Source organism: Bacillus sp. FAU20 (assembly GCF_056033865.1).
In genome coordinates this window covers 183206-196218 of sequence record NZ_JBVYHY010000011.1, presented here as the reverse complement: position 1 = coordinate 196218, position 13013 = coordinate 183206, and the positions used below count along the sequence as shown (strand labels likewise).

Here is a 13013-nt window from a genome sequence, read left to right as displayed (position 1 = left end):
GTGTTAAGTACATAATCGTACTTAACACTCTAGTAATGAAAGAATAATAGCTAATTGTCCGTAAAGAACCGATCAAAAATTTGATAAATTGCAGAAAGACCAATGAGCCAATAAATAGTGTCCACAAGCGCCGGCATAGAACCAAACCATTTCTCAACTACATTGTAATCTAACGCTACAAACAACCAATTCAAACCGCCAAGAATCACCAAAATTACTGTAAGGTAAGACAAAAATTTCATTATGATTGCCCCCTAGGTGATAAGATGGTGAAAGGCCTTTCACTAGAAATATATGTAGTAAACTTTAAAACTTACCTATTTTATAAAATTTATTTTCGGTACCACCCGCTAATAACTGCCTCTGCTTCTTTACTATGTATTTGATACGCATGCGTACTATCATTAGATCCAATAAACCAAATTGAAAAACCTTTAAAATATGGTTTTGGTTCTAATACGTCACGGTAAGCGCGCCATCCGTTTAATTGTACGTCTTTTGAAAACACATTAGAAACATCTGGATTCCACGGATTTTGCAGTCCAAGTTCACGCGCTGGAACATTAAATCCACCAAAATAAACAGGCTTTCCTGTTGCTTTATGTAATTGTTCTAGTTGCTGAACAACATTTTGCCCACGATTATATACTGTCGTCGCAAATAAACTTTGCTTCACTTCTTCGTATGATGGATTTCTTTTTCCTGAAACTTCAAACCAACTGTCTATGCTAACAATATCCACCTTTTTTAAATACGGGCGATTGATTTTCTCTTTAAACTTCGCTTCATAAGAAGGGTCCCAGCTTGCTGTTAACCACCAGTTCATTTGATACAAAACATTTCCTTTATACTGATTACGAACAAAATCAATTGTATCGCTCCAGTATCCTTCTGCATACTCCATATTCACGAAATTAGAAGCAATCTTTAGTCCATACACATTGTATTTACTTGTAATGGAATTAAAAATATCTTGCAGAATAACCGTCTTCCAATTCCAGAAGAAATCATTAATGTTACTTGGGTTCCATTCTGTCTCTCCAACATTCCCCTGCTGAATATACGGGAACGGTTCCACTATAACTTGAATATTACGCTTTAATAATTCTTGAATTAAAATAATAGCTTGTTGCTTTTGCGCTTGATTAATTACCATGTTAGTAGAAGTCACATTTGGGATATCTACTTGAATCGGTACATTTACTGTATTTAAATTTAAGCGCTCCACATCCGCTAATACTTTCGCTACATTTCCAACTTCCCATACTGTTACGTTTCCTGATTTGATTTTTCCAGATTGAACAGTATTTACATCTGCCTGTACATTTCCTTGAAAACAAAAAGAAAACAACATAATAAACACTCCTAAAAAACTTATTAAACTCTTATTTTTCTTCACAACTTTCCCCCTATAATTTTTGGCTTTCTTGATTATTTTATACAACGTTTCATATATATTCCACAAAAAATCCAATAAATTTTTATTGATAAAAATGCTATTCATCCTTTATTCACATCTTACTCATACTAAGCTCCTAAAAATAGTAAGATAAATAAAAAAGGAACGGATTTCCGCTCCTTTTTTATCTTTTTACAATTATCAATCCATTTCCCTTTTAGGCTCTACCAACATGATATGAGATTCCTTTTCAGTGAAAGGTTTATGCTCAACGCCTCTCGGGACAATAAACATCTCGCCTTTAGAAATTTTCACCTGTCCATCACGAAAATCGATGAACATCTCCCCTTCAAGCACAATAAATAGCTTATCCGTATTAGGGTGCTCATGCCATATAAAATCTCCATTAGCTTTAAAAAGCTGAATTTGATCGTCATTCATTTCACCAATCACTTGTGGATACCAATAATCGTTAATTTTAGATAACTCGTCATTTAGTTTAATAGGTTGGTAATGGATAATAATCCCTCCTCACTTTCAAATTCCACTATATTACAGTAATATAAGTAAAAAAGTCGTTATTACGCTTAAAAAGAAAATGCTCCGGCCAGAACTTTTCATTCAGATAGTACAAAGGAGTGATTTCAATGAAAGTACTTTCAATCCAATGTTTCCTTTAACTCTCCATAAGTATAGAACAGTGATTTTCAAATAAGAATGGATCCCTGTTGACATTAGTATGGATTATTGATGAACTTCTCGCGATATTTAGTAGGCGAAATGCCAACTCGCTTCTTGAAAACTCTACTAAAATAAAAAGGGTCTGCGATTCCAACAGCCTGCGCAATTTGTTGTACAGGCACATCACTTGTACATAACATTTTTTGAGCCATCTTTATACGATAGTTCAATAAATATTCTGTTGCCCCCATACCTGCATGCTTTCTAAACACGTAAGAAAGACGATTTCGATTAACATTATTTTGTTCTGTAAGCGTATGAATTGTAATATCCTTATAATAGTATTTACGAACGTAACTAGATATTCGTTCGAATAAAGTATGCGACTCATAATTGCTTTCTCTATTGAAAACACTTAATAAAGCTTCATTCAACGCTTCGCGAAACAGCATTTCGGTCTGAAACATCGAAATGCCTCCACGCTGATTATATACATCCCAAAGACGCATAAGTAATTCGACAAGACGAGGAGATTGTCCTGTTAATAATTCAAAATGCTGATGAGTAAAGCCAGAGTCTTCTCGTTCTGAATTGCTTATCTGATATAAAACAAGAATATATTCCCAGTTCATTTCACCAAGCATTTTATGGGCTAATGTCATTTTTGCACCCCCATGTATAACTTTTCCTGGGGAAAGAGTATACGGCGTACCATTAAATTGAAATTGCGTCTTCCCTGTAATTGGAAATACAAATCCTGGGAAAGAATCTGTAGACTCAGCAAAAGGCACACCTGGATTTTTAGCATAACGATATACTCCTTCTACTCGGAAAGGAGTATTGGCAAGATACTCTGCTAACTCATTCACGTCCAACTTCACAATACACGCCTCATTTCAATAATAGTTTTCTTGTAATTCGCGAGATTAATTGGTGTACATTCTGGGAAACGCTAAACTAAAAATAGTACATACAACTTAACAAGATCTGGTTATTAACCTATAAATATATTATTTTTCATTTATTGACCAAAGTATCCTCCCTATATTATTGATAATGATTTTCATTGTAGTTTGATAAAAAAACATTTGTCAAGTTGGCTGGCCTAGAAAAATGATGAAACAAGGGGAATAGAGGAACAGTTCTGTTGCAAATAATACCTAGTCTTTGTTAACTAATTCCCCTCAAAACTGGAATGATCATGTTAATAGTTGTAATGACTTTATTAGTTACAGCACTTGCAGCATGTGGAAATAATCGTAATCCTGAAGAAGTTGCTACAGCGTATTTCGAAGATGGAAACAGCCTACTATCAAATTAAATGATAGTAGGCTGGCTGTTAAAATTATTTAAGAACTGGGTTATGTTCTAAATGATAAGCTTTCATTATCAAAAAGAGTATTACTAGTTCCCTCCACAAACAAAAACACCCTATCACTTCGGTTCTAAATTTAGCACCTTCCCCTCTATCCCCTCCGTATTCAATGTAGTCGTATGATACGTGCCATTTACCCAATCATCTATTTGATCATGATACCAATCGCTTCTAAAATGTCCCGACTGTCCTGGCCCTACGATATGATAACCGTTTGACATATCTTTCGTATCAATAATGAATCTCCAAGACGCCCCGTGATTTACAATGCCGTTTTCGCCGTAACTCGCTGCTTGCACGGTAACTTGGCTCCCACCAATCGGAACTGGTTTCTCACGATTAAAAGCGAGTAATGCTAACATACTCGATGATTTCGAAATTGGATGTGTAAAAGCGAGTTGATGGTAATCGCCCCACTTCCACTCTCCAACATCGGGTCCATATTCCTTCTGCAATTTCTTCATTACATTCTCGTACGATGTATGCACAACTGTTGTGAAACCTCCGTACTTCGTAAACCAAACGCTATTTTCTCCCGCTACTTCTTTTCGAATCAATTCATCAACAACTTGTGACTTCCCTTCAAATAACTCCATTACATCTTTCGGTATTTCTTTTGAAAATAACGTATTTGAAATCTCTTTCATTAACAAATGGAATATTAATGGTGCCGCTTCATCTTTACTATCGTAAAAATTCCACTTTGTTAATTGGTTTACGCCTTCTTCCTCTACCTCATTTAAAGATGCTTTATTTAACTCTTTTAAAAATATAGGAGTAAACTCTTTCCCGTATAAATTCTTTTGATCCATCTGTAACTCTTCTAAATCTTTCACCGTATACTTTTCCTTCTCGTGCAAAAATTCTTGAATACGCATTTGCCTATATGGCTGCGCCCACGTATTGCTAATATGATACGGATAATCATCATCAACAATTTTATTATTCGCAGTTGAAATAAACCCTTGTTTTGGATTGATTACTTTTGGAAGTTGATCAAACAGGATATACCCTTCCCATTCATATTCATCTGTCCATCCTGGAACAGGTAAGCTACCATCTCCTTTTTTACGCACTGGTATATTTCCATTCGCTTTATAAGCAATTGTGCCATCGTTTGATGCAAACAAAAAGTTTTGGGTTGGTGTATGAAAATCTTGAAGAGCGGTTTCAAACTCATTCCAGTCTTTTGCTTTATTCATATTTAATACAGCTTTTAACTCAGCTGACGGTTCTAAAGCTGTCCACTTTAAAGAGAATACGGTTTTGTTTTTTTCCTTTCCCTTATCCGCAAACTCTGAAATTACTGGCCCATGTCTCGTAATCGTAACGTTATAAGGAATTGTCTTCCTGCCTTTTACTTTAATCGACTCGTCTACAACGGTAGCTTTCTCCCATTTATCGTTATACAGAAATTCATTTTCATTATTAGGATTTCTCTTCTCAATATATAAATCTTGCACATCAGGCCCCGTATTCGTAACGCCCCACGCTATTTTGTCATTGTGTCCTAATATAACACCTGGTACTCCGGCAAAAATAACGCCACTCACATTCAAACCTTTCATTTCAAGTCGCGTTTGATACCAAATAGAAGGCGTCGCAAGAGATAAATGAGGATCATCTGCTAAAATTGGCTTACCTGACGCACTCTTCTCACCGCTCACAACCCAGTTATTACTACCGTTAAACTCCGGCGGAATTATCGTTTTTGAAAAACTTTGTGCTACGTCCACATTTGTATTTTTCAGTTCAGTTAGCAATCTAGGGGCATCTTTCGGATATGCAGGAAATAGCTCATTCGCTTGCTCTTTGGGAAGATTTTTCAGGGCCCAATATCGAAATGCCTGTCCGTGCCAATGTCCTCCTAAGTCAAACGCCATATACTTCCCGATCGTTAAAGTATCAACAATTGACCACTCAGCAGGTTCATAACCTAATATAGTAAACTCAACTGGTAATTTCTTTTCCTCTTTCGCCTCACGTATAAAAGCGTTCACCCCATCAGCAAATGACTGCAGGGCATATTTCGCTTCTCCATCATATTGACTAACTGAAGCTTCGGCCGCTCGCCGTAAACCGAGTGTTCGAAACAATTTATCTCGATCAACAGCTGCTTCCCCAACAACTTCACTTAACATACCAGACGCTTGTCTTCTACTTAAATCCATTTGAAACAAACGATCTTGCGCTTGCACATATCCTTGTGAAAAATATAAATCATGTGCATTTTCCGATTTAATATGCGGTACACCTTTACTATCACGCTTCACCGTAACAGCCTGTTGTAAATCCTCTAGCTTTATCGTTCCATCTATCTTTGGCATAGATTTCAGCGTATATATGTTCAAAAAAATCACAGCGGAAATAACTAACAAAGGAACGATACTACTAGCCCAAATAAAAATTCTTTTTCCCTTTTTTCGTTTCTTCTTTATAACGACTTCCATATAACCACCCCTTTCTCACACTATTCGCTTCTATAGTAAAAGAACCTTTTAGACTAGAAAAAATCCTTATCCAAACTATGGATCATACAAACCAAATACTTCTCTCCTATGCATTCCTTCACTAAAATCTACTCGTCCTTTCTTACACCAATTCCTCAAAATCCCCTTCACATAAGCTAACGTTTTCTTATTATTTTCAAACGCAATTTTAAGTGCCTCTAACACTTTCTCTCCAGAAAGTCTTTGTATCCAATTCTTCAATTCCTTCACAATATATGGGGATAAACTACTAATATTTTGTTCATAAAACTTATAAACTTCACTATTTGGAACGTCCTCTTCTATGGTTTCCACCTCTATCTCTTCCGCTTCTTCTTTCTCTTCAATAACTACTTGTGAACTACTATTATCCTCTTCTTTTGGCATACCAAAATGCTGCAATAATAATGGAATCTTGTATTCTTCTTCAAGGCATTTACGTAAAAATATATGTATGAACTCATTACTTTTTATAGTCTTTAACTCACGTAATACGCACTTCTCCACATTCGTATTTGAAATAGGGTTATAGTGTAACCAGTTTATTATGAATACCTCTTTCGTTTCCGTATCATATAGAATCTTTCCATACTCAACAAACCTGTTTAGCAACTTCTCAACAGTCTCCATACTATACCCTGTTTCAAGCTCTGCCACACGCTTCGGTAATATGTAAATACCACATTGCTTCGTTTTCGTACCAGTTAACAAATATATGTAAAAATAACGCTCCTCTGGCGTTAAATCTAATATGAATTCATCTTGCCAAAAGTTCACCTGCACATTACGGTATACCGCCATATGTTTCCCTCCACTCTTTGCTAGTAAATAGGAAAATTTTAATCCTTCATTATAAAGATAGGCATGCGGGAATGGTTTTGGCATTCGAATTACAATTTTTTTACTACTACAACGCCGGTTTCATTTTTTCGCGCTTGTTTTGTTCTTGTTCTTGTTTTTTCTTAGTGATTTATTACTTGGTAGGGGCTTATAAGGGGCTTGGAAGGGCATTCTACATTACAATCTATGAAATACAATTTGTTCTTCCTACTAAATAGGAGCTATCCAAATTATTATTTTGGATAGCTCCTTTCAAATTCTTCTTATTTTTACTTCTACCAATGTCAGCTTCTACATACCATTTATTCTGCTATTTGCGGGCAGTAAAACTCTCATTTCAAAATTCGGTGAATAAACTGCTCGATTGCAATGCGAGTGGCCCTCACTGATTAAAGTTTCATTTTATTTTTGCATTGAATCTAACATCTTCACAATAAAGGCAGCTGCCTGACCACGAGTTGCTGTACCTCGGGGATCAAACTCATTATTTCCAATACCATTAACTACCTTTAGACTGTATAATCGTTGAACCGATTCTTTGTATGTTATTAAATGCTTATCTGTAAATGGTAATGCTACTAACTCTCCTGTAATTCCTTTATATCGTAATGCTTTGTCAATCATAATAGATACTTCTTCACGAGTAATTGGTGAGTTAGGATCAAAAATCCCTTCACCACGACCATTAATAATTCCTGCACTTGCACAACGTTTAATACCGTCATGAAGTGATGGATGTGCCTCATTAATATCTACAAATGACTTATTTCCCTCTGGTAGTTTAAGAGCATTCGAGATTAATTTCGCAAACTCCGCTCTCGTTACATTTCGATATGGCGCAAATACACCATTACCTTCGCCTTGCATAATACCTAGACTGTTTAATTTACGAATATGCCCTTCAAACCAGCCACCTGTAATATCATCTTTTGGTTTTTGTACTTCTTCCTTAGGCTTTTGTACTTCTTCCTTTGGTACATTGTAGTTAATTTTAATCCAACTTGGGTCATAGAAAATCCATTCTCCATTACCTACTTTATACCAACCATTTTTAACGGCTAATACTTTGTAACGATCTCCGTTTGAAGCTTTACGTACAACACGATGTTCAATACCCGCATCACTACGTACATTGATGCCACTACCATTTACCACTAGTTCCATGCTAGGTTCAGCTGGATTATTTTCATTTGGATTAAATGAGTCATTTTTATCTTGTAAAGGCGTATCAATCTGCGCATTTATATTTGCATACCACTGAATTCCTTGTACGAAACCAGCCCAATTACCACGTGAAATTAAAATGTCAGGACATTTTTTCCCGCTCCATTGTTGATGCTTGTAAATATGATCTGCACCAATTCCTTCTTTGTTCATTAAATAACCTGCAAGTCGTTTTGCATTTTCTAACGCTTTATTGTAATCACCGTCTTGGTTAACCGCAATCTCGATACCGATAGACTCCCTGTTTCCTGAACCATCTCCATCTCCTGCATGCCAACCATTTTCGTTTGTTGGTAAGTGTTGATAAATTTGTTTATCATCTACAGTAAAATGCCATGAAGCTGTTCGGAAAGTGCCTTCAGTTGCTTGCTTGTATAAATATTTCGCATGATTTTCAGCATTAGCACCAGCGGCTGTATTTGCGGTCTCATGAATTGTAATGTAACGTGCTTTCATCGGATTTGCAGGACGAATATCAGGATTTCCTGCTGGAACAATCCACTCCACAAATGGAACTCCTGCAAGTGTTCCATATTTCTTCGTACTCTGTGCACTATATTGAATACCTCTTGGCTTTGCAACAGGTTTCATTTGACGATCAGATCCATCATTTCGACCATCTACAGATTCAAATGCCTTTTCAATGTTTGAAATAGCTTCCTTTTCTGCTACTTGCCCCTTCTTAGCATCTTGCATTTTGTTTAATTCTTCTGTTTCATCATGTTTATGCTTATATTCTTCTAAAAGAATTTTTTCATTTTCAGATACTTCTGCTTCGTTAACTTGTACATGATCAGGAACTTCCAACTTGAAATTAGAATAATTTAATCCGCTCGTTCCATTTTCTCCCTGGGCAATATTAAGTTGATCAGTTTGAGATTTGTTCAACTCTTTTGCTGATGCTGATAAAGGTACGCTCCCTAAAATCACTAGACTTGTTGATAGTGCGATTACTTGTTGTTTGATTGTCTTATTCATTATTATAATAGATAGATACATACACATTCCCGCCGTGTATGTATCTCAACCTCCCTTTATTCTCACATTAATTTGTTAAAATATGAATCTACTATGTACTTCTAATATGACTTCTTTTTATTTACATATTTAAATAATTATATTTTATAACCATTAAGAAAATATTTATATGTCATCCCTACAGATGAATTTCATCTAACATACTTTTTACAAAATCCGTCAACAAACATTATTTTACAACTAATTACAACTACCGTCAAAATAATCAATTTAAACTTAGGCAAATAACTGACATACAATTTCATAATAAGAGATCCTATACTATCGAAATACATTTATTACAAATTCCCTTTAACGTTTTCAACAATTTCGTTTATCGTATTTCGATCAAACTTATCACTAATTTCGTATGGCTCACGATCTCCTACGAATTGCACGCCTACGATATCATTGCGATCCTTACCGTATTGCACTTCAATAATAAATCCACGCTCTATTTGTTTCCAAATGAGGCCTGCTTCATCTTTATTATCTAAAATAATGCAGTCTTCAATATTTTCGTCAATCCCAATTAACTTATTATCATCCATATATCCAATCTCGTATTGTTGCCGTTCTTTCGCTTTGCTACTTACTAATATACCTTTGCTACCATATGAATAATCCATATAGTCCTTTTTCTCCGTTTGTACCGCTTTCGGCTTTTGTGCTTCAGTTTTTTCAGTAGCCCCACAACCTGTAATAAGACTGATTGGCATAACCACTATTAATACTAACCTAGTGAATTTCTTTATCATTTGTAACCAACCTCATATATTTAATGTAAAACTCCATTTATTACTCTATTAAAGAATAACATGATACTAAGTAAACAGAACGAAAGATAACATATTATTTACATACTCGCACTTTAATGAAGGACCAGGCCATTTAAACCTAGTCCTACATAACTTTAACTTTGCTTCACATACTTAATTGTATGAAATGACGTCTCATTAAATAATTGCAAGTTTTCCCCATCATAATCTTGAACTTTATATGCTATTTTCTTTTTTTGAATTGTATCTTCTACACCGTCTACTAAACGTTTATTGAGATGTAAATAGATTGTAAAAGCTTCCTTATCATATTCCCAAGTGCCTTCAATATAATTCTTTTTATTTGGATACTCACCTTTACCATACGTTTCAAATGTCTTATCACCTTTTAAAATAAGTGACATAATGAAACCGTCTGTTCCTTTGAATCCCCAATTACCAATTAATTCCGTACCATCCTTCACATTCTTCATAACGTTATCCGTATTAATTCCAGCTTTCTTATCTAACTCTTTCAAATCTTTCACAGATACTGTACCGTCACCGATTTTAATATCCCCTTCAAGGTCTTTGAATGCCTTAAGCCAGTAAATATCTCCTTCTTTCACTAACTTTTCGGATTTCTCCATTAACTCTTTATCAGTCTTATCGCCTTTTTCTCTTTTTTTCTTTTCGGGTGAATACTTCATTGATTAAAGAAAAAGACTCTCTAAAATAACTAATTGCTTTTTCAAAATCCTTTTGTTGATTTACATACTCTGCAGGGGGATCTATCGACTCGAATTTATCTAACGTTTTATTTAATTCTTTCACACTATCTACTATATCTGATTTCTTTTTCTTACCATCAAAAACCTCTCTTGTAATATTGTTATGCTCCGCAAACAACTTATCAAACTCTATCCCTAATTTATACACTTTATTAGGATAGTCTTCCTTTGAAACTTTTTCTTTCTTACTATTAGACTTCGATTCTTTTACTTTAGACTCTTCTGTTTTCTCCTGTTTAGAAGTGTTCGTTTTCTCAGAAACTCCACAACCAAATAACAACATGACCGGAACTGCTACCCCTAGTAGTTTCTTTGTATTCATGACTGATTTCTCCTTTTACTTGAATAGATTACTCTTGCTATACCCATCCTCTTTTTTTATCTTGTAATTAAAGTTACAATCGCAATAACTCCTAGAATCGGTCCCCAATATTCCATTTTTATAAAAAATAATGAGTGCTTTTTGTTAAACATAACTTTTTCACCAGTTTCGGTATCTATATAAACTTTCCCATCTGGCTTATTAATATATTTACCTAAATACCAAGACATAACCCCTGATATAATAAACATTACCGCCATTGGCCAACTATGATCTTGAAAATATGTAGCGTCCCCCGTTATAGATCCAAAGATAGCCTTACCCAAAAGAGTATTAATAATTACAATAATTGCGACTAAAAAACCCCAACCAGACCAAATAATCATTTATTTCTCCTCCTAAAGCGTACAACTTTGTACTTTATGTTAATTTGAACTGCAAACGAAAATGTTTAAAAAACCGAATATTCAGACGTTAATAATTATATTTAGCTTACATTCGATTCTAACTTTAATGTTCTAAATGCAAATGAACCAGATATAATTTGTAAAATTGTCGGAATAAGTAAAAAGAATAATGACATAAACAACATAACTATAGGAATCACAATCATACAAACTCCATAAACTTTATTATTAACCTTGTTTACTAAACACGATAAAATGAACAACCCTATTTGAACCGTTAAAATAATAGAGTAATAAGCTAAAAGTTCGTAATCAACCCCTTCCATAATATTAAACGCTACAACTATTAATATTATGGAAATAATAATTCCCAAAATGCCACCAATTAAACCTAATACAAATTCAGGCGTTCTTTTCAATTCAATCCCCCTTTTATGAACCACTAACTGCTTGTATATTTTTCCCATTCACCATCATACCAAATATTCATTGGAAAAACTATACATACTTTTCATTCTTCCTTACCTTACAGTGACCTTCTTACCATTATAGATAGCTTGTAGCAGTCACAAAATCAAAACCTTCAAAATTACTAACCGAATTGTCATACTGAAAATTATAAATTAATATGATAGAATTGTAGGATTTCTTTAATTTAACTTCTTCGTTAATTCGAGAAAGTATTTTGTCATCATATGAACATCCCGTTAATAACATAGAAATGTCATCACTTGCTTCTTCTAACACTTCCTTTTCAATAAAATCCTCATCTACATCAATCATATCTATATTAAAATCAACAAAAAAACTCGCTGGTATAGCATCTCCTTCTTCATCATATGTAACATCGATATATGCATCTAACTGATCTTGCGTTTTCATATTACCTATCCATATTGAAACCATTCCATGTACTTCCATTGTAGTTCTCCTTTATTTTTTATCTTGCAGAACCAATTTTATAACTTACCGACTACTTTAAAATACATAATTTTTATAAAAAACATTTCTTCTTTCCATTTAGTTAAATGGGGTTATTCGGAAATTCATTATCATACTTATTAATTAACGCTTTATCATTTTCATTAATTGGTACTTCACCTAAGTATTTATGTTTCCAAATAATCATTTGATCACTAAAACTATATTCTGTTTCGAGCCAATTGGTATAATCGAAATGCATGTTAAATTCCCCACTATGTTCCAGAGACATTGTAAAAGAGTACCAAAGCTCTTGCTGATTATCTTTAAAAACATCTCTTAATTCCTTACTCAATTCATATAAAGAATCTTCTTTCCTTTCAAACTCCTCTTCATTAACTTCGTATTTAAAAGGAATTTCTACACTATACTTATAATTTTGTTTATTTCTGAAGTTGTTATAGAAAAAGTAAGTTCCCCCTCCAGCTTCTGATATTTGTGCATAAAAATAAAATTTCTCCCATTCTTCTGGAATCATGGCATGAACCGTTTCCGCTATCTCTCTATATAATCGATTCAATTTTATTTCCAATTGAATACCCCCTATTTGATTTTCATCATTCACTTTTTCTATATTATACCACCCTTTTAATTAGCTCTTTATTTCATCTAAAATTCAAACCAAGTTTCGATGCCTTTAGAAAGTAGACATACCTCTTAAATACAATTAGTATTAAAATAAGAAATATGAAAGACTTAAAAAGGCTCTTACATGAAGGAAGGAAGTGC

General features: G+C 34.2%; 12 protein-coding genes and 1 pseudogene. All 13 read right to left on the bottom strand.

Annotation, left to right across the window (positions count from 1 at the left end; genetic code table 11):
* Positions 1-50: 50 nt before the first annotated feature.
* On the bottom strand, positions 51-242 hold the full coding sequence (locus tag AC0OM3_RS09455) for a DUF378 domain-containing protein (protein ID WP_000670803.1): 192 nt from the start codon (positions 240-242) through the stop codon (positions 51-53).
* Positions 243-331: 89 nt separating this feature from the next.
* Positions 332-1399, bottom strand: a complete 1068-nt coding sequence (locus tag AC0OM3_RS09450; protein ID WP_000739766.1) for a glycoside hydrolase family 113 — start codon at positions 1397-1399, stop codon at positions 332-334.
* A gap of 201 nt (positions 1400-1600) precedes the next feature.
* Complete coding sequence (locus AC0OM3_RS09445; protein WP_000997182.1) at positions 1601-1840, bottom strand: cupin domain-containing protein; 240 nt, start codon at positions 1838-1840, stop codon at positions 1601-1603.
* Between the two features lie 293 nt (positions 1841-2133).
* Positions 2134-2961 carry a helix-turn-helix transcriptional regulator gene (locus AC0OM3_RS09440; protein ID WP_000762816.1) on the bottom strand — a complete coding sequence of 276 codons (828 nt, stop codon included), beginning with the start codon at positions 2959-2961 and terminating at the stop codon, positions 2134-2136.
* A 553-nt stretch (positions 2962-3514) separates the two neighbouring features.
* The gene (locus AC0OM3_RS09435; RefSeq protein WP_474211533.1) at positions 3515-5905 is read right to left on the bottom strand and encodes a penicillin acylase family protein; all 2391 of its coding nucleotides are present in this window, start codon (positions 5903-5905) and stop codon (positions 3515-3517) included.
* A 75-nt stretch (positions 5906-5980) separates the two neighbouring features.
* Positions 5981-6829 (bottom strand): DnaD domain-containing protein, encoded by an 849-nt coding sequence (locus AC0OM3_RS09430; RefSeq protein WP_157405318.1) that lies wholly within the window; start codon positions 6827-6829, stop codon positions 5981-5983.
* Positions 6830-7186: 357 nt separating this feature from the next.
* Entirely contained in the window at positions 7187-8986 is a 1800-nt protein-coding gene (locus AC0OM3_RS09425; RefSeq protein WP_033690217.1) for an S-layer homology domain-containing protein, read from the bottom strand.
* Positions 8987-9324: 338 nt separating this feature from the next.
* Complete coding sequence (locus AC0OM3_RS09420; protein ID WP_474211531.1) at positions 9325-9783, bottom strand: hypothetical protein; 459 nt, start codon at positions 9781-9783, stop codon at positions 9325-9327.
* A 155-nt stretch (positions 9784-9938) separates the two neighbouring features.
* Positions 9939-10896, bottom strand: a pseudogene (locus tag AC0OM3_RS09415) (DUF3994 domain-containing protein).
* Between the two features lie 56 nt (positions 10897-10952).
* On the bottom strand, positions 10953-11282 hold the full coding sequence (locus AC0OM3_RS09410; protein ID WP_000587855.1) for a hypothetical protein: 330 nt from the start codon (positions 11280-11282) through the stop codon (positions 10953-10955).
* Between the two features lie 101 nt (positions 11283-11383).
* Complete coding sequence (locus tag AC0OM3_RS09405; protein ID WP_000831724.1) at positions 11384-11722, bottom strand: DUF4064 domain-containing protein; 339 nt, start codon at positions 11720-11722, stop codon at positions 11384-11386.
* 127 nt (positions 11723-11849) lie between these two features.
* Positions 11850-12224, bottom strand: coding sequence for an immunity 22 family protein (locus AC0OM3_RS09400; RefSeq protein ID WP_000451796.1), 375 nt, complete (start codon positions 12222-12224; stop codon positions 11850-11852).
* 103 nt (positions 12225-12327) lie between these two features.
* Positions 12328-12816: an antitoxin YezG family protein gene (locus tag AC0OM3_RS09395; RefSeq protein WP_474211789.1), complete on the bottom strand. Its 489-nt coding sequence runs from the start codon at positions 12814-12816 to the stop codon at positions 12328-12330.
* Positions 12817-13013 lie beyond the last annotated feature (197 nt).